We start from the raw sequence: 18871 nt of genomic DNA, 5'->3' as shown, positions 1-18871 counted from the left end.
TAAATAAAAAATAAATATCACTCACTAACTTAGTGCAATAAATGCTCTTATCATGTCCACAATGCTAAAAATTGGGGCAATAAAAAACCCAGCATTGGCTGGGTTAGGATAAATGGAATTTAGATTATATCACTCAACAACGGCTGGCTCTTGAACTTGTAATGACTCTTTAACTTGTTGTAATTGGTACATATTGTAATAGCGACCTTTTTGTGCCAATAGTTGTGCATGTTTACCTTGCTCAACAATCTCACCACGATGAAGCACTACAATTTCGTCAGCATCGATAATGGTTGAAAGGCGATGAGCGATAACAATTAATGTGGTTTTTTCTCTTATTTCCGTAAGGGCTTTTTGAACAGCTTGCTCTGTACCCGAGTCGATATTTGCCGTTGCCTCATCTAAGATAAGAATACGGGGTGGAAATAATAATACTCGAGCTAATGCTAATAACTGTTTTTGTCCCGCGGATAAGCGACTACCCTGTTCACCTAAGGGGGTTTCTAAACCATCAGGTAATGTTTTTACCCAGCTATTTAATTGTACAGTTGCTAATACTTGCCATAAGTGAGCTTCAGAGCAGTGACGCCCTAAAGTAATATTGTCACGCAAAGTACCTGATAATAAAACAGGATCTTGCTGTACCATCGCAATACCGCTTCTTAATGCCTGATGGGAATAGCACTCTAATGGATGGTTATCTAAGTAGATATGTCCTTTCTGCCATGGATAATTTCCCATAAGCAAACTGGCTAAGGTACTTTTTCCACTGCCAGTATGCCCCACAAAAGCGACAAAGTGGCGAGCAGGTATATCAAGATTAATCTCTTTTAATACCCACTGCTGTTTTAGATACGCAAACCACAAGCCGTTAATGGCTATATCTCCTTGGTTAATGGTATAGCTTGCATTGCCATATTGCTGCATCGGGGCGTCCATTAACTCAAAGACTCGTTCACCGGAAACAACCGCTTGTTGTAATAAAGATTGTTGAGACGTCAGAGTAATAAGAGGTTCATTAAGACGACCTAAATAGCTGATAAAAGCATAAATTACTCCAACACCAATCACAGCACTACCTTGATATCCAAACAGTATCAATAAGCCACATAGCACCAATGCAGAGAGCATACTGAGTAACGGGCGCAATAATAACCCGTCAAGTTTTAGTGCTTTCATTCGTGCTTGATAATGTTGCCAGCTATCATCTGACATTTTCTTACCGAAGCGAGCTTGTTGACGAAATTGCTGGATAACCGACATACCATTAATCACTTCATGAAAGCCATCATTAATATTGGCAAGATAATGACGCACATTGCGGACAATCGGTGTACTTAGCCGTTGATAAAGCATCATCACACCAATAACCGCAGGGAAAATCGTCATCGCCACTAATGCCATTTGCCATTCGAGTAGAAACATAGCGATTAACATCACAACCACCAATGCTATAGCACGAAATAGAGCAGGAAAGACGTTAACAAATAGATCTTTGATAGTTTCTGTATCATTGGTAACACGAGAAATCAGCTGTCCTACAGGCTGATTATCAAATGCACTTAATGGCTGTTTTAGCGCAGCACTCATCACATCTGCTCGTAACTGTTGTACCACCCCAACAGCGGCATAATTAAAGACGATTGTTTGGTAATAGTGCAATAGTGCCGCAATAATTTGTAATAGAATAAAAGCAGCAGCAAGACCTAATGCGCCTCGCCATTCAACTTGATGAGTCGCTACTTTAGCATCAATAAAATAACTAATAAGTAAAGGTCCCCCCACTTCTGCAATCGCTGCCACCCATAACATCACCACACCTAATGTCATCGGTTTGCGATAGGTTTTGCCATAAGCTAATAATCTTTTTAAGGCCGGCAATAACGTTTTAATGGATTTATTATTATTTATCGTCATCTAATGCGGCCTCGAGTTGTTGATAATGGTACATATCTTGATACCAACCTGGCATTGCAATAAGTGTTTGATGAGTACCTTGCTCTATGATTTCGCCTTGTTTTAATACCAATATATTTGTTGCATCAACCAGTGCAGATAAACGGTGAGCACTAATAATAATGGTTTTCTCTTTACGCCATTGAGCCAGATTTTGTAAGATCTGGTATTCAGTTTGTCCATCAACGGCTGATAACGCATCATCTAATAACAAGATTTCCGCATCTAACAGTAAAGCTCTAGCAATGGAAATACGTTGCTTTTGTCCCCCCGAGAGCATGACCCCTTTTTCACCAACTTGAGTCAGATATCCTTCGGGTAAATTTAAAATATCATCGTGAATATTGGCGATTTTGGCTACTGCCTCTATCTCTTCTTTGGTAGCATCAGGGCGTCCTAAGGCTATATTTCCGGCAATCGTATCCGAAAAAAGAAACGGTGTTTGGTTGACAACAGCAAGTCTTCCCCGCCATTCATCCAATTTTAATTGGTAAAGGGGGACAGATTGAAAACGAATATCCCCTTCACTGACATCATATAAGCGCTGGATCAGCGCTAACAAAGTGCTTTTCCCCGCCCCAGTCATACCGCAAATACCCAACATCTCACCAGGAGAGAGTGTAAAATGAATGTTTTTTAGTACATCAACTTGCTGTTTGGGGTAATGAAACGCTTTAATATCTACCGCTAAAGTTCCTTTTTGATGCATTGGTGATAATTGACCATCAACCATAGCCGGTTGCTCATTAAGTAATGCATTGATCCTGCTATAAGCCGCACTACCACGCTCAACAATATTAAACATCCATGCCAGTGCTAACATAGGCCAAATCATTTGCCCTAAATACATTACAAAACTGGTTAATTCTCCCAATGTCATCGTGCCATTGAGAACAAAATAACTTCCTCCCGCCACAGCAAGTAAGTTAGCAAAACCAATTGCCATAAAAATCGTGGGGTCAAACAATGCATCGACTTTTGCCACTCGCATATTTTGTCGACCCGTCTCTTTTGCAACCGTTTCAAAACGTGAAGCATGTTGCTGTTCAAGACCGAAAGATTTGATCATACGAATACTACTTAAACTTTCTTGCGCTTGATTATTCAATGAAGAAAATAGTGCTTGTGCACTTTTAAAGCGGTGATGTAGTTTATCGCCATAGCGTTTAATTAATATTGCCATTAATGGCATAGGTAACAATGAGATAAGTGTCAATTGCCAACTTAACTGAATACTCATCATCACTAACACCGCAAGTCCCATTACCATAGAGTCAACAAGGGTTAACACCCCTTCCCCTGCGGCAAAAACGACTTTATCAACATCATTAGTGGTACGTGCAATTAAATCACCCGTGCGATAACGTTGATAAAAAGCCGATGATTGAAGACTAAGTTGGCGATAGATTTGCATACGTAATTTCACTGCCAGTTGGTAAGAAGCACCAAATAACCACAGTCGCCAAATATAACGTAATAAATAGACAGCAAGGGCGATCAATACCATGATCCCGATCCACCCCATAATTTGCTGAAAAGACAGGCTATGGCTATCAACACCATCAACAATAATCCCGACGATTTTCGGAGGGATCACTTGTAGAACGGCGATAACCATCAATAAGAAAATAGCACCGACATAACGACGCCATTCGCTGATAAAATACCAACTGAGCTGTGAAAATAGAGCCACGCCTTAAATCCTAAGGTTGTACAAAAATAAAAGTGCCAGTTGGTAAAGAGGGATCTTATTCAGGTATCGGCATTGCCGTTGTGTATTTAATTTTTTCCATTGCAAAGTTAGAAGTTACGTCAATAAGCCCAGGAACGCCGTTAACCATGCGTTTGTAAAATTGGTCATAACTTTTCATGTCTACAACTTCAACATGCATTAGATAATCACACTCACCCGCCATTCGATAGAATGTCAGTACTTCTGGCATTTGCTTAACGAATGATACAAATTGTTCATACCACTCGCTATTATGTTGCTGTGTTCTTATCATAACAATAACTGTTAAGCCAAGCCCAATTTTTTCGCTGTCGAGTAATGCAACACGTTTACGAATATACCCTTCATCCTCGAGTCTTTTCAATCGTTTCCAGCAAGGTGTTGAGGTTAGGTTAACCGCCTCTGCCAAAGTATTCAGTGAGAGGCTTGAATCTTCCTGTAATAGCGTTAATAGTTTTCGGTCAATCTTATCTAACATAAATACTCCTTTAACATATGCCCCTACAAAAAATAGTAATTATCTACCCCTGCTATAAGAATAATCTCTTACTGATAATTTGGTGATAACTTGTCATAATATCTGCAATATTATGCGTATTAATCCTTAAAAAATATCAATATTCAGGAGTATTCTGATGAAAAAAACGGTCGTTGTCTTTAGTGGTGGACAAGATTCGACAACCTGCCTAATCCAAGCACTAGAGCAGTATGATGAAGTTCATTGTATTACATTTAATTATGGACAACGTCATAAAGAAGAAATTGAGGTAGCACAAAGAGTCAGTCAATTATTAGGTGCAACCGCACATAAAGTTTTGGATGTCAGTTTACTCAATGAACTCGCTATCAGCAGCTTAACACGTGACAATATTCCTGTGCCTGATTTTAAACAGAGTGAACAAAGCGATATTCCTAGTACCTTTGTACCTGGTAGAAATATTCTATTTCTTACATTAGCCGCCATTTATGCTTATCAGATTGGTGCTGAAAGCGTTATTACTGGCGTATGTGAAACTGATTTCTCAGGTTATCCAGATTGTCGCGATGAGTTTGTTAAAGCTCTAAATCATGCGGTAAATTTAGGTATTGCTCGTGATATTCAGTTTATCACTCCGTTAATGTGGTTAGATAAAGCGCAAACTTGGGCACTCGCTGACTATTACGGTAAGTTAGATTTTGTACGCCACAACACCTTAACTTGTTATAACGGTATTCAAGGTGATGGTTGTGGTCAATGTGCCGCTTGCCATTTAAGAGAGCGTGGACTTCATGGCTATTTACAAGACAAAAATGCCGTCATGGACGCCATGAAAAATAAAGTTGGCCTTAAATAATCTGTCAAAAATGTGTTAGCTTTGTTTTCTGTGCGTTTACACCCGTAGCAGTTATTTTTAATTCGCGGCCTGTTAGGTTGCTAATAAAGTCGTCGAAGCCGTGATAACTAATTAACCAGTTTTACCCTGTTTTCCCCTGTGATTTTCTCCGCCCTGAAAACAACAGAGCGGGGAATTATTCTATACCAAAACCAATTGACCTCCTCCATGCCCTAAAGGACGTGGCTCCCTACAGCGTTCAGACCACCGTCTGACTCACCTCGGTGGCTTCCTGCTTCAGCGAGTGGGCTGACTACTCCCCCTTTCCACAGGCAAGCACGGTATATCCTGCCGCTAATATGTTACGAGTACCGATAAAATTAGACGGTTGACCGGATAACATCAATGCTAATCAGCAGACTGGCGTACATACTCCAATTTTTCTCGTAACTGATCTGTAAGTGTTAATGCTTTTTTAGTATTGATATCAACGAGTACAAAAGTCACTAATGCATCTGAAATCAATGCACCATCTTGTTTTCTCACTATTTTTTGAGACAACACGCCACTTTTAATACCGACTTCTGCAATATCACAACTAATGATTAGTTCATCGCCTAAATTAGCAGGCAAACGATAGTTGATATTAATATTCGCGACAACGAGTGCTAGACCATGCCGTTTAAACCAAGCGAGATCTAAGTGTTGTTCAATCCAATCCCATCTCGCTTGTTCTAAAAATTCAAGGTAACGTGCATTATTCACATGCTCAAAAACATCTAAATGGAATCCATAAACTTTAATTAATGTACTCATATGACTTTATTACCTCTTGATATCCCTAACAAACTTTAGCTAAGAGAAATTTCTATGTAATATCTTAAATATAGTCAAAAATATCAAATAGGGTATATTTCATCCGATTATTTATTACCCAAATTAAAATACCATCTGATTATTAATATTATATAAAGGCAATTCTGTACCCCTTTTTGATCACAAAAAAGGGGTACAGTATTATCGAGTAATTAGTTGATAATAATTAGATCTTTATTTTGTTCAATAAGCTTCATACCAATACCAAAGACCTTGGCGAGATCATCAAAAGAAGCAAAACGCCCCACTTTTTCTCGATAATCGATAATGGCTTGCGCTTTTGCTTTTCCGATCCCTTTTAGCGTCATTAATTCATCAAGTGTTGCACTATTAATATCCAACTTTCCTTGTGCACTAGCGTTTACCTCACTGACAGCACTCTCTTTTTGATCCCCTTTTTCAATCAACATGGTTGATGTTGAAGGCGATATATCATCGGCATAAGAGAGTGGTGATAACCCTAAACCTAATGTTAAACATATTGATGCCATAAATGCTGATAGTGTTTTTTTATCCATTTTAATCATCTCCTTTTTGTAAAAATAACTGTATATTCAACAGCAAACAGCGATTACTGAATGCCATCAAATAATGCCAAGCCTTAAATAATTCAGCAATTAGCAACCATATGAATTACGAGAGAGTAAGAAAAATAAATTGAATAAAAAAATAGCGTTACAAAAAATGACGTGACTGCTCGCAATTTCTAATCTTGAATATAATTTTAGCCATAAAAAAACCCAGTCGAAACTGGGTTTTTATTCAATCAATCTAAGATAGTTTATTGATAATCTTTATCAAAAATCTCGATTTTTGCTTTTTCTCTTAAATCGCTGAGCATAAGTTGTAAAGCTTCTTCTCCCATTTGGGCGCGATAGAGATTAGTCATAAATTCAAGCTGTTCTGCCGTTGGCTTACCATCAGTGACACTATCTAATTGGATTAAGACCACTTTTGAACCCGGTACATTAGACATACCGTACTCTTTTTTACCTTCTGCTGGTTTTGGCATAGCAAAAATAGCACTTTGTATCGGATCTGTGGCTGATGAATGAACCACGCTTTCTACCTCACCAAACGAGATATTTGCTTCTTTCAATGCCGCCTCTCCTTTACCTTCTTTTAAGGCTGCAAGGAGTTTCTGAGCTTGCGCATTCATCGCTTGAGAAGCTTTTTGCTGTTTGACCAGTGTAATAACCTTGTCACGTACTTTATCTAATGGTTGGGTTGATGCAGGTTTATATCCTTCGACACGAACAATATAAGCACTATCATTACCAAGGGTAACCATATCTGAGTTCATGCCTGTAGGGCCATTGTCATCAACCAGTGAACCACCAAAGATAAGCTGTGTTAACTTTTCGTTATTCAAGGCTGCTGGTACATTGTTTTCATCAAACCAATCTGTATTGATTACAGTGACGTTCCCTGCTTTTGCTGCTGTCGCTAGCGTGTCGTTATCATTTGAAGCGGCTTGACTCACTTTTTGCTGCAATGCGAAGAAATCATCAATGGCTTTGTTTTCACGCATTTTTACTAATAAGTCAGCTTTAATGTCATCAAAAGGTTTTACCACCGAAGGTTTAATATCATCAAGACGGAAAATAGCATAACCGTTGCTGATTTTAACTGGCTGTGAAATTTGCCCCTTCTCAGTCAAACTCGCATTTGCTAATTCTGGTAGCTCTTGACCAATAGTGATCCAGCCTAATGAACCATCTTGTTTAGCAGAAAAAGTATCAATGGATTTTTCTTTTACTAAGGTGACGAAGTCAGCGCCATTTTTCAACGCATCTTCAGCTTCTTTCGCAGCGGTTTCATCTGCTAAGACAAGTAGACTGTATTTTTTTTGTCCGGGAACAGTAAATTCACTGATATTACTATCGTAATAAGCTTTAACTTCATCATCTGAAATAGTGATGTTGCTTAAATCTTTTTGGGCTTCTAACTGAATATAGCTCACTTTAACTTGTGCTGGAGCGATAAACATAGAGGTATTTTGGTCATAAAAGGCTTTTAATTCTTCATCTGATACCGTCTCTTTTTCAAGGAATGGTTGAATATCTAATGAAGCGAGACGCACATTACGACTTTGTAGCATTAAGCCGGCAAAGTCTTTAACTTCGCTCTCTAAAGCAAAGTCAGTGCCTTGAATAGAATAACGTAATTGTTGATTAATCAGATTTTGACGAATTCCTTCAGCAAAGGCATCCGCGTCAATATTATTCGCCGTTAATAACTCAACGTATTTTTTGTTATCAAATTTACCATCAGTTTGGAAATAAGGTAGCGCAAAAATCGCGTCTCTGATTTGCTGGTCGCCAGCAGAAATACCTAACTCTTGAGCAAATTGATCCAGCAAAGCTTGGTTAATCAGCACATTCAATGCTTGTTGGCGGATCATTTTTTGTCCCTCATCTGATGATGCGAGGGAAGCAAAATTGTCACCCATATCTTTTTGTAGTTGTGCTCGGCGTTGTTGATAAGCTTGCTCTAACTGAGCACGACTTATTTTATAACCGTTAACTTCAGCGGCATCATTAACACCAGAACTAAAGAGATATCCGCCCACACCAGTTAGGACGAAAGAGAGGATGATCACAGCTAATAGTATCTTAATAAAAGGATTATTAGCAGTTGAACGAATGTTGTCCATCATAACGAGACTAGGCTCCGTTTGGTGAAAAAATTATTTTTTATTGGTGTTACACGACTATTTTGAGCACAGCTAATTTAACATGCTCATCGCTGGCTTAATATCAAAATGTCGCAACACGCGACAATCCTTAGAAATAGCCAATCCCGTATAAAATTTGAGTCTTAACACACATCTTACAGATACAAAATAAACAGCTCTAATTGACTCATTGGTCAGTTAAGTCTTTAGCTAACCATGAGATGCTTTCATGTTGTCTATTTCAGTTATAGAACAACGCGCTATTCTATCAAATGACTACTTTAGTTTCACGTCTTATCACCAGAGAATACTCGGTTTAATCCCCTTTTCTGTGATAAAAAAAGAAAAGCGCATCCTTTAAAGATGCGCTTTATTTCTTAATCGATTCGTTTTCTGTTTATCCATAACGTCAACCCAATAACACATTAGGCAGAAAAACGATTTACTCAATTATTGATTTACTGCGTCTTTTAGACCTTTACCCGCACGGAATGCAGGCACTTTGGCAGCAGCAATTTGAATCTCTTTACCTGTTTGTGGATTACGGCCAGTACGTGCTGCGCGATCACGTACGGTAAATGTACCGAAGCCCACTAATGCAACGTCATCACCTTTTTGTAAAGATTCAGTGATTGAAGCTACCATTGCATCTACAACACGACCCGCTGCCGCTTTAGTGATATCTGCATTCGCAGCAATTTTGTCGATCAGTTGAGTTTTATTCACGCTTTTCATCCCCATAATTTATGCGTTATTTTTACCATTAATGGCAAATTTTGCAAACGTCGTTATATCAAGCCTTTTTATATATAGCAAGACTGATAAAACAGGACTATTAATTAATAAACCCCATTAAATTAACGACACAAAAAAAGACTGGCAAGCTTTTATTGCTTATCCAGCCTTTTTTTTAGTGAAATATTATGATTCACATCACGATTTAGTGTTATTTGTTAGTCACTACTTCGATGCCAAATGGCGATTTCTCTAGGGCTAACGTTAAAACTTCCTCAATTGTTTTCACTGGGTGAATATCCAGATCAGCAACAATGTTTTCAGGAATTTCTTCTAAATCACGTTTATTTTCATCAGGGATAAGAACTGTCTTAATTCCGCCACGATGTGCCGCAAGTAACTTTTCTTTTAATCCACCGATTGGCAATACTTGACCACGTAAGGTAATTTCTCCCGTCATTGCAACATCTGAACGAACTGGATTACCCGTTAAACTGGAAACCAACGCGGTACACATTGCAATACCCGCACTTGGACCATCTTTTGGCGTCGCGCCTTCTGGTACGTGTACATGAATATCACGTTTTTCATAGAAGTCGCCATTAATGCCCAGTTTGTCAGCTCGAGCACGAACCACAGTCATCGCTGCTTGAATCGACTCTTGCATAACTTCACCTAACGAGCCAGTGAAGGTCAGTTTACCTTTACCCGGTACACTTGCCGTTTCAATCGTCAGTAGGTCACCACCAACTTCTGTCCAAGCAAGCCCTGTTACCATACCAATACGATTTTCTGTATCAGCACGACCATAATCGACTTTACGTACACCTAAATAATCTTTCAGATTATTTTCATCGATTTCAATATGCTTGATAGTACTATCCATCAGCAATTGTTTAACCGCTTTACGACATAATTTAGAAATTTCACGCTCTAAGCTACGTACACCCGCTTCACGCGTATAATAGCGAATAATGCCCATAATCGCGCTGTCGTGGATTGTTAGCTCATTCTCTTTCAGTGCATTACGTTCAATCTGTTTTGGTAACAGATGCTGTTTTGCAATGTTGAGTTTTTCATCTTCGGTATAACCCGATAAGCGGATCACTTCCATACGATCGAGTAATGGCGCCGGAATGTTCATGGAGTTAGATGTCGCCACAAACATAACATCGGATAAGTCGTAGTCCACTTCAAGATAGTGGTCATTAAAGGCGATATTTTGTTCTGGATCTAACACCTCTAACAGTGCTGAAGCTGGATCACCGCGCATATCTGATGACATCTTGTCGATTTCATCTAATAAAAATAGCGGGTTTTTAACACCAACTTTGGCCATTTTTTGGATTAACTTACCAGGCATCGATCCAATATAAGTACGACGGTGACCACGGATTTCAGCTTCATCACGCACCCCACCTAATGCCATACGCACATATTTACGCCCTGTCGCTTTCGCGATAGATTGACCTAGCGATGTTTTACCTACCCCAGGAGGCCCTACCAAACACAGGATTGGCCCTTTAATTTTGCTGACACGAGACTGAACCGCGAGATATTCAAGAATACGCTCTTTCACACGTTCTAAGCCATAATGATCCGTATCAAGTACTTCCTGCGCTTTCACTAAGTCTTTTTTCACTTTGCTACGGCTATTCCAAGGAACTTGTACCATCCAATCAATATAGCTACGGACTACTGTTGCCTCAGCAGACATTGGAGACATCATTTTTAATTTCTGAAGTTCAGCTTCTGTCTTTTCTCTCGCCTCTTTAGGCATTTTCGCCGCTTCAATTTTGCGTTTTAACGACTCCATTTCATCAGGTGCATCATCCATCTCACCTAATTCTTTTTGGATCGCTTTCATCTGCTCATTGAGGTAGTACTCACGCTGACTTTTTTCCATCTGCTTTTTAACGCGGTTACGAATGCGTTTTTCAACTTGTAGCAGATCGATTTCTGATTCCATCATCGCCATTAAATACTCTAGGCGTTCTGTTACATCAGACATTTCAAGCACAGCTTGCTTATCTTTTAATTTCAAAGGCATATGCGAAGCAATGGTATCAGCTAACTTCGCAGATTCTTCAATCGCATGCAATGAGGCTAATACCTCTGGCGGAATTTTTTTATTCAGCTTGATATAACCTTCAAACTGATTGATCGCCGTGCGATTTAATACCTCTTGTTCACGCTCATCAACAACGGGCGTGTCTAGATATTCCGCTTTAGCTTGGAAATACTCACCATTATCAGATAATGTGGTAATTTTTGCGCGGCGAATACCTTCAACAAGCACTTTTACGGTTCCGTCAGGCAGTTTCAGCATCTGTAAAACAGAAGCCACTGTCCCCACAGAAAAAAGATCATTAACACCTGGTTCGTCAGTAGATGCATCTTTCTGCGCAACCAGCATAATTTGTTTGTTGTCGTTCATCGCAGCTTCTAAGCAATGAATAGATTTTTCACGACCAACAAACAACGGGATCACCATATGTGGATATACAACGACATCACGTAATGGCAATACAGGTATTTCAATACGTTCTGGACGCTCAGGATTCATAGAGCTCTCTCTTCGTTTTTAGCTTAACGCTTTTACAGGTAATTTTATTCGCATCTCACCAAATAAAATTAATTCTACGGATTGTCAAAATATATAAGGGCAGTTTTCCGACATTCAATAGCATTCCCTATTAAAAAAACAAAATGAGGGAAAATTCCCTCATTTTTATTGCGTTGGCACGCGTTATCCTATTTTTTTGCCCTAAAAGGGAGAAAATAGATAATATCAGACAAGAGGTATTGCTGATTTTCGCTATATTATTCACCCGATGCCTGATTTTCAGGTTGACTATATATAATCAGCGGTTCAGATTTCCCATTGATTACATTTTCATCAATGACCACTTTCTCTGCATTTTCAAATGAAGGAAGATCGTACATTGTATCAAGTAATGCAGCTTCTACAATGGAACGTAAACCACGCGCCCCTGTCTTACGCGACATCGCTTTTTTAGCAATCGCGGTTAACGCATCTTTACGGAACTCTAAATCTACACCTTCTAATTTAAACAATGCTTGATACTGTTTAGTCAGGGCATTTTTAGGCTCTTGCAGAATTTGAATTAACGCATCTTCATTGAGCTCACCTAATGTTGCAACAACAGGTAAACGACCAATAAATTCAGGGATCAAACCAAATTTAATCAGATCTTCTGGTTCAACTTGCGCTAATAACTCCCCTTCACTCGCTTTCTCATTTTGGCTTTTCACTTCTGCACCAAAACCAATACCTGAATGGGTATTTAGACGTTGAGCAACTACTTTATCCAGTCCGGCAAAAGCACCACCACAAATAAAGAGGATCTTCGAAGTATCTACTTGTAAGAATTCTTGCTGTGGATGTTTACGTCCACCTTGAGGAGGTACGGAAGCTACTGTCCCTTCAACTAATTTCAATAATGCTTGCTGTACACCTTCGCCAGAAACATCACGTGTAATTGATGGGTTTTCAGATTTACGAGTGATCTTGTCAATTTCATCAATATAAACAATACCACGTTGTGCTTTTTGCACATCGTAATCGCATTTTTGTAGTAGTTTTTGAATGATGTTTTCAACATCTTCCCCTACATAGCCCGCTTCTGTTAGCGTTGTCGCATCGGCCATGGTAAAAGGTACATCAAGATAACGTGCTAACGTTTCTGCTAATAATGTTTTACCACTACCAGTCGGGCCAATCAGCAGGATATTACTTTTCCCTAGCTCAACACCATCGGCTTTATCGCCATTACGCAGACGTTTATAGTGATTATAAACGGCAACTGCCAATACTTTTTTCGCCAGCTCCTGACCGATAACATAATCATCAAGATGTTTACGGATTTCATGTGGCGTTGGCAATTCACTGCGTTCATGATGAGGTGCTAATTCTTTTATTTCTTCACGAATAATATCAACACAAAGGTCGACACATTCATCACAAATATAAACCGACGGGCCAGCGATTAATTTCTTTACTTCATGCTGGCTTTTACCGCAGAAAGAGCAATACAGAAGCTTCCCAGAGCTATCTTTGCGCTTATCTGTCATCAGTTAACCTCACTTAGTTATTCCTCTTATCAGCGAATAAGAGGAAGAAAGACTTTTTTATCTAGAGATTAATAGCAGCTTTCTTTATATCAATCTATAACAAAGAAAACCTGTTAACTCCATAGCTATTACAACGGAATATGACTAGCTGCGTTGTGTATAAACTTTATCAACTAAACCATATTCTAACGCTTCGTTAGCGGATAAGAAACGATCACGCTCAGTATCTCTTTCTATTTCTTCAATAGATTTCCCCGTATGTTGAGCCATTAACTCATTCATACGCGATTTCACTTTCAAAATTTCTTGAGCGTGGATTTGAATATCTGTCGCTTGGCCTTGGTATCCACCTAAAGGTTGGTGGATCATGACACGTGAGTTAGGTAGACAAATACGTTTACCTTTTGCACCTGCAGATAATAAAAATGCACCCATTGAACAAGCTTGTCCCATACAAATAGTGCTAACATCCGCTTTGATATATTGCATTGTGTCATAAATCGACATACCTGCAGTGATCACACCACCCGGTGAATTAATGTACAGGTTAATATCTTTTTCTGGGTTCTCAGCTTCTAAAAACAACATCTGAGCAACAATGAGATTGGCCATATGATCTTCAACTTGGCCAGTCAGGAAAATGATACGTTCTTTTAATAAACGTGAATAAATATCGTAAGAGCGCTCACCTCGTGAAGTCTGCTCTATAACCATCGGCACCAAAGCCATATTAGGTGCGAATTGTTCCTGGGTGTCGTTAAATGACATATCTGTCTCCTATTGCATTCTTATTGGTGCCAATGACAACAATTTTACTTGAGATAATTGATCATGACCATTGCAAATGATCCAATCTCTCACAAGACATTCAAGGCGCCTCGCGAGGAGTGATAAAATGACTATAGAATTATCTGGAGATAATCGCTCAAATTTCAAGACAAAATTTGATAAATATACACAAACTGAAAAAAACCCGTGGTTTTTACCACGGGTTTTTGCTTAAAACCGATATCGCGGTTAAAAATTAACCCATCTGAACTTCGTTCATTAGTTCAGTGAAGTTAGTTTCTTTTTCCGTTACTTTAGCAGTTGCTAAGATTTTTTCTACCGCTTGCTCTTCTAATGCTAAATTACGGATGTTATTCATCAGTTGTTCGTTCTTATTGTAGAACTCAACAACTTCTGATGGATCTTCATAAGCTGAAGCCATTTCGTCGATCAACGCTTTCACACGCTCGTCTTCTGCTTTCAGTTCATTACTATTGATCACTTCACCTAACAGTAATCCAACGATAACACGACGTTTTGCTTGTTCTTCGAACAATTCACGTGGTAATTGCAGAGCTTGTTTTTCATCACCACCGAAACGTTGTGCTGCTTGACGTTGCAGAACTTCAATTTCGCTATCTACCGCAGCTGCAGGTACGTCAACTTCGTTAGCTTTCACTAAGCCATCGATAACTTGTGATTTAACACGTGTACGGATCGCATTTTTCAGCTCACGTTCCATGTTTTTACGTACTTCGGCACGTAAACCATCAACTGAACCATCTGCAATACCGAAGCGTTTGATGAACTCTTCAGTTAATTCTGGCAGTTCACGCTCTTCCACTTTTTTCAGGTTGATAGCAAATTGTGCTTTTTTACCTTTTAGGTTTTCAGCGTGGTAATCTTCTGGGAAAGTCACATCGATAGTGAATTCTTCACCTGCTTTATGACCGATAAGACCTTCTTCAAAACCTGGGATCATACGACCTTGACCCATTGCCAGTACGAAATCTTCAGCTTTTCCGCCTTCAAATTCTTCACCGTCAATAGAACCATTAAAATCAACAGTTACACGATCTTCTGCCGCAACTTCACCTTCTTTATCTTTCCACTCTGCTTGTTGTTTACGCAGAGTTTCTAACATGTTATCAACGTCTTCGTCTTTAACTGTCACGATAGGTTTTACCACTTCAATGCTTTCCAGATCTTTCAGTTCGATTTCTGGGAAAACTTCGAATTCTACAGAGTATACAAAGTCTTCACCTTCTTTGTATTGCTCTGGTTTGTAATCAGGTGCACCTACTGGGTTAACTTTGTTTTCGATGATAGCGTTGATGAAATTACGCTGCATCAGATCACCCAGAACATCATTCAGAACAGACATACCGTAACGTTGTTTAACCATAGACATTGGTACGTGTCCTTTACGGAAACCATCAATGCGAACAGTTTTAGCAGCTTTTTTCAGTTCGCTGTCTACAGCTTTTTGGATATCAGCGGCTGGTACGGTGATTGTGACACGACGCCCTAGGCCTTGAGTCGTTTCAACAGAAACTTGCATCTTGTTACCTCAAAATAAGTTTTAGTGCTCGGTCTACTTTAAAGGAAGCTAATCTACGGCAAGTAGTATTAGACTTAATACTCCTTTCAGAACCGGGGCCGCCACATTTAAAAAAACGAGGATCCCTGATATCAGAAGCATCCCGAAACCTTACTGAAAATTAGACGCGACATTATAACGATCTAGAGGGGTTGAGTCGAGAAAGAGCCGTTTTATTCCTCAATTTTTTCATAAAAACAAGGTTAACACTGCTTTTTAGCCCCATAAAGAACAAAAAATACGCATCTTAGTCATCATTTACTCACGATTAACAATCTTCTTATTAATCTTGTTGGCTTCCACCACGACATCCTGGAGAGTGTAATGCTTTATCTTGTTGTTCATCCCACTCGCTCAAGGTAAAAGTGTGCAGAGCTAAAGCATGAACGCCATTATCTAATTCATGAGATAACGTTTGATAAACATCACGATGACGTGACACACTGCGTTTATCATTAAATAAGTCACTCACAATAACGACTTTAAAATGGCTCTCCGAGCCTGCAGGTACATTATGACGATGGCTTTCGTTAATGACTTGCAAAAAATGGGGAGAAAAGCGTGAAATCAGCTTATTCTCAATATCATCACGGATCATCTCAGTCCTTATAACATAACAATCAAAAAAAGAAGTTATCTGTTAGTTAAGTGAATAAATAACTTTTAGTAATACAGATAAATGGCTTTCTTGTCTTAAACATTACCTATGATAATCGCTTATTTTTTCTCTTGAGTAAAATGCTCACCTTAACAAGAGAAATGAAGTGAGTTATAAATCTGTTCTTATCACAATAAAACGTATTGATAAAAATCAGATAATTTCGTTCATTAAAGGGATATTAGCTACGCTTTTGCAGTGGTATGATAGGCAAAATAGCCACCCTTATCTGCTGAGAAAACGGCAGAATTACTTAATCGAGACACTATCATGATAAAAAATTTACTTTGTGCCGTGTTTGCGCTGACACTGCTAGCAGGATGTGCAACACCAAGCAATAAATTATCGATTGAGCCAGTGATGTCTGTACCACCATCAGATCCAACTATGCGCCCAATTACACTTAGTATCACCAGCCAAGATAAACGACCTTCGAAAAACTTAGCGGAAATGAGTCGTAATGGTAAGTTAGAGGTTTTAGTCCCCACACGTGATTTAGCTTTTCTAATGCAAGAAATCGTTCAAAAACAGATGATGGCACGTGGCTATACTTTTGGCTCTCCAGCCGCAGCTGACGTAATTGTGGTGATAAATAAACTGAACGCAGATATTAGTGAAGGAAGTCTACGCCATAATATTAGTGCTAAAGCCGATATTTCCGTTGTTGTCAGCATGCCTAATGGCAGCACAAACACCAAAACCTATCGTACTAGCTACAATGTACAAGGCCCATTTGGCGCATCCAATGATAAAATAGCGGCAGCGATTAATAATGTTTTATCTGAGCTTGTCAGTGATATGGCAAAAGATCCTTCCGTCAGCCAATACATCAAATCTAACGCTCGTTAATTAATAAAAAACGGCTTGTAAAGATAGCAAGAAACAAGCCGTTAAAAGGAATTTTGCATGCTTCAAGCCGCCTTTAAACAGACCACTTGGTATAAATCTTTTATTTTACTGTTACTTGGTTTCACTTCGGGCTTACCCCTTGCATTAACAGCAGGAACCTTACAAGCATGGATGACAGTAGAAAATATCGATTTAAAAACGATTGGTTTTTTCTCATTGGTTGGCCAAGCTTACGTGTTTAAATTCCTCTGGTCGCCGTTTATGGATCGCTATACACCTTCATTCTTAGGTCGCCGCAGAGGATGGATGTTATTAACACAAATCGGTCTTGTGTTAGGTATTGCGGGTATGGGCTTTTTAAACCCTAGCCATCATTTATGGTGGTTAGCCTCGTTAGCCGTCATCGTCGCTTTCTGTTCTGCCTCACAAGACATCGTCTTTGATGCCTATAAAACCGATATCTTAAAAGCCGATGAACGAGGCACAGGTGCAGCAGTCTCTGTGCTGGGCTATCGAATAGCGATGCTGGTTTCTGGGGGCATGGCACTATGGCTTGCAGATAAATATATTGGCTGGCAAAACATGTACTGGCTAATGGCTGCCTTAATGGGTATTGGTATTATCGCCACGCTATTAGCTCAGGAGCCAGAAACCGCCGTCAAACCTCCACGTACACTCTATGAAGCCGTTATAGAGCCTTTATATGAGTTTTTCTCTCGTAATAATGCATGGTTAATTTTACTACTTATTGTGCTTTACAAAATGGGCGATGCCTTTGCGTTAAGCTTAAGTACCACATTCCTTATTCGTGGCGCCGGATTTGATGCAGGTGAAGTGGGATTAGTCAATAAAACGCTTGGATTGGCAGCAACCATTGTCGGAGCCTTATTAGGCGGTTTATTAATGCGCCGTTGGACTTTATTCAAAGCGCTGATGATCTTTGGTATTTTGCAAGGGGGGTCAAATATCGGCTATTGGTATTTAGCTATCTCTGAGCAAAATATTTATAGCATGGGAGCGGTAATCGCTTTCGAAAATATTTGTGGTGGTATGGGAACGGCGGCTTTCGTTGCTCTACTAATGACACTATGCCATCAATCTTTTTCAGCAACACAATTCGCCCTTCTTTCCGCCTTAGCGGCTATCGGCCGTGTCTATGTTGGTCCTGTTGCAGGCTGGTATGTAGAATCCCATGGCTGGGAAGCGTTCTATCTTTTCTCTATTGTTGCCTCTGTTCCCGGTATTATTTTGCTGATGATCGCTAAAAATACACTCACTTATACGCAAAAAACTGGCGAATTTTTACAACGAACATTATTTATTAAACAATACCGTTTAGCGATTTATGGTTTACTCTTTGCCGTATTACTATTTTTGTGTAGCTTAATATTACTTATTATTAATTCGTTACCAAATTTAGAGATGTTTCAGTCAGTTGATTTTATACAATCTATTAATAGTGAATTATTAAGCGAGCTTACTTCTACACTCTTCTTATATGGTGTCATCATTGGCGCCGTTAGCTTAATTATCGGGACTATTTTAGATTACTTGGCACTGAAAAAAACAGCTAATTAAGTTGCCTCAATCAATCATCTATTCAAGGACAGCC

General features: G+C 39.2%; 15 protein-coding genes. 3 read left to right on the top strand and 12 right to left on the bottom strand.

Annotated elements, in window-relative coordinates:
• Nucleotides 1-129: 129 nt before the first annotated feature.
• Genes AACU95_RS16260 through AACU95_RS16250 form a run of 3 tightly spaced genes read right to left on the bottom strand, consistent with a single transcriptional unit; the run spans nt 130 to nt 4166 of the window.
• Nucleotides 130-1917: a SmdB family multidrug efflux ABC transporter permease/ATP-binding protein gene (locus AACU95_RS16260; protein WP_012367482.1), complete on the bottom strand. Its 1788-nt coding sequence runs from the start codon at nt 1915-1917 to the stop codon at nt 130-132.
• A complete protein-coding gene (locus AACU95_RS16255; protein WP_004245079.1) occupies nt 1904-3649 on the bottom strand; it encodes a SmdA family multidrug ABC transporter permease/ATP-binding protein in 1746 nt (581 codons plus the stop codon). Before AACU95_RS16255 ends, AACU95_RS16260 begins: the two co-directional genes overlap by 14 nt.
• Before the next feature lie 55 nt (nt 3650-3704).
• Entirely contained in the window at nt 3705-4166 is a 462-nt protein-coding gene (locus AACU95_RS16250) for an Lrp/AsnC family transcriptional regulator (protein ID WP_004245080.1), read from the bottom strand.
• Nucleotides 4167-4323: 157 nt separating this feature from the next.
• Here AACU95_RS16250 and queC point away from each other — a divergent pair, with 157 nt between their 5' ends.
• Nucleotides 4324-5022: a 7-cyano-7-deazaguanine synthase QueC gene (gene queC, locus AACU95_RS16245; protein ID WP_004245081.1), complete on the top strand. Its 699-nt coding sequence runs from the start codon at nt 4324-4326 to the stop codon at nt 5020-5022.
• Between the two features lie 387 nt (nt 5023-5409).
• Here queC and AACU95_RS16240 read toward each other — a convergent pair whose 3' ends face one another.
• The 9 genes from AACU95_RS16240 to bolA form a co-directional block, all read right to left on the bottom strand.
• A complete protein-coding gene (locus AACU95_RS16240) occupies nt 5410-5817 on the bottom strand; it encodes an acyl-CoA thioesterase (RefSeq protein ID WP_004245082.1) in 408 nt (135 codons plus the stop codon).
• A 212-nt stretch (nt 5818-6029) separates the two neighbouring features.
• Entirely contained in the window at nt 6030-6404 is a 375-nt protein-coding gene (locus tag AACU95_RS16235) for a ComEA family DNA-binding protein (protein WP_004245083.1), read from the bottom strand.
• A 254-nt stretch (nt 6405-6658) separates the two neighbouring features.
• Complete coding sequence (gene ppiD, locus AACU95_RS16230) at nt 6659-8536, bottom strand: peptidylprolyl isomerase (protein ID WP_004247230.1); 1878 nt, start codon at nt 8534-8536, stop codon at nt 6659-6661.
• A 468-nt stretch (nt 8537-9004) separates the two neighbouring features.
• On the bottom strand, nt 9005-9280 hold the full coding sequence (gene hupB, locus AACU95_RS16225) for a nucleoid-associated protein HU-beta (protein WP_004247229.1): 276 nt from the start codon (nt 9278-9280) through the stop codon (nt 9005-9007).
• A gap of 220 nt (nt 9281-9500) precedes the next feature.
• Nucleotides 9501-11855 carry an endopeptidase La gene (gene lon / locus AACU95_RS16220; protein WP_004245086.1) on the bottom strand — a complete coding sequence of 785 codons (2355 nt, stop codon included), beginning with the start codon at nt 11853-11855 and terminating at the stop codon, nt 9501-9503.
• Nucleotides 11856-12112: 257 nt separating this feature from the next.
• The gene (gene clpX, locus AACU95_RS16215) at nt 12113-13384 is read right to left on the bottom strand and encodes an ATP-dependent protease ATP-binding subunit ClpX (protein ID WP_004245087.1); all 1272 of its coding nucleotides are present in this window, start codon (nt 13382-13384) and stop codon (nt 12113-12115) included.
• A 144-nt stretch (nt 13385-13528) separates the two neighbouring features.
• On the bottom strand, nt 13529-14152 hold the full coding sequence (clpP, locus tag AACU95_RS16210) for an ATP-dependent Clp endopeptidase proteolytic subunit ClpP (RefSeq protein WP_004245088.1): 624 nt from the start codon (nt 14150-14152) through the stop codon (nt 13529-13531).
• 256 nt (nt 14153-14408) lie between these two features.
• Nucleotides 14409-15713: a trigger factor gene (tig, locus tag AACU95_RS16205; protein ID WP_004245089.1), complete on the bottom strand. Its 1305-nt coding sequence runs from the start codon at nt 15711-15713 to the stop codon at nt 14409-14411.
• Between the two features lie 322 nt (nt 15714-16035).
• Nucleotides 16036-16350: a transcriptional regulator BolA gene (gene bolA / locus AACU95_RS16200; RefSeq protein ID WP_004245090.1), complete on the bottom strand. Its 315-nt coding sequence runs from the start codon at nt 16348-16350 to the stop codon at nt 16036-16038.
• A gap of 330 nt (nt 16351-16680) precedes the next feature.
• On the opposite strand from bolA, the gene AACU95_RS16195 reads away from it, so the two are divergent.
• Both AACU95_RS16195 and ampG read left to right on the top strand, forming a co-directional pair.
• The gene (locus tag AACU95_RS16195; RefSeq protein ID WP_004245091.1) at nt 16681-17259 is read left to right on the top strand and encodes a YajG family lipoprotein; all 579 of its coding nucleotides are present in this window, start codon (nt 16681-16683) and stop codon (nt 17257-17259) included.
• 57 nt (nt 17260-17316) lie between these two features.
• Nucleotides 17317-18837 (top strand): muropeptide MFS transporter AmpG, encoded by a 1521-nt coding sequence (ampG, locus tag AACU95_RS16190; RefSeq protein ID WP_004245096.1) that lies wholly within the window; start codon nt 17317-17319, stop codon nt 18835-18837.
• Nucleotides 18838-18871 lie beyond the last annotated feature (34 nt).

Source organism: Proteus sp. G4415 (assembly GCF_963896075.1).
Classification (GTDB): domain Bacteria; phylum Pseudomonadota; class Gammaproteobacteria; order Enterobacterales; family Enterobacteriaceae; genus Proteus; species Proteus mirabilis.
This window is presented reverse-complemented; position numbering and strand designations above follow the sequence as displayed.

Excerpts from the sequence above, each read along its gene's own strand:
- AACU95_RS16260 (WP_012367482.1), bottom strand. The coding sequence starts at position 1,917 with ATGACGATAAATAATAATAAATCCATTAAAACGTTATTGCCGGCCTTA.
- AACU95_RS16250 (WP_004245080.1), bottom strand. The coding sequence starts at position 4,166 with ATGTTAGATAAGATTGACCGAAAACTATTAACGCTATTACAGGAAGAT.
- queC (WP_004245081.1), top strand. The coding sequence starts at position 4,324 with ATGAAAAAAACGGTCGTTGTCTTTAGTGGTGGACAAGATTCGACAACC.
- AACU95_RS16240 (WP_004245082.1), bottom strand. The coding sequence starts at position 5,817 with ATGAGTACATTAATTAAAGTTTATGGATTCCATTTAGATGTTTTTGAG.
- AACU95_RS16235 (WP_004245083.1), bottom strand. The coding sequence starts at position 6,404 with ATGATTAAAATGGATAAAAAAACACTATCAGCATTTATGGCATCAATA.
- ppiD (WP_004247230.1), bottom strand. The coding sequence starts at position 8,536 with ATGATGGACAACATTCGTTCAACTGCTAATAATCCTTTTATTAAGATA.
- lon (WP_004245086.1), bottom strand. The coding sequence starts at position 11,855 with ATGAATCCTGAGCGTCCAGAACGTATTGAAATACCTGTATTGCCATTA.
- clpX (WP_004245087.1), bottom strand. The coding sequence starts at position 13,384 with ATGACAGATAAGCGCAAAGATAGCTCTGGGAAGCTTCTGTATTGCTCT.
- clpP (WP_004245088.1), bottom strand. The coding sequence starts at position 14,152 with ATGTCATTTAACGACACCCAGGAACAATTCGCACCTAATATGGCTTTG.
- tig (WP_004245089.1), bottom strand. The coding sequence starts at position 15,713 with ATGCAAGTTTCTGTTGAAACGACTCAAGGCCTAGGGCGTCGTGTCACA.
- bolA (WP_004245090.1), bottom strand. The coding sequence starts at position 16,350 with ATGATCCGTGATGATATTGAGAATAAGCTGATTTCACGCTTTTCTCCC.
- AACU95_RS16195 (WP_004245091.1), top strand. The coding sequence starts at position 16,681 with ATGATAAAAAATTTACTTTGTGCCGTGTTTGCGCTGACACTGCTAGCA.
- ampG (WP_004245096.1), top strand. The coding sequence starts at position 17,317 with ATGCTTCAAGCCGCCTTTAAACAGACCACTTGGTATAAATCTTTTATT.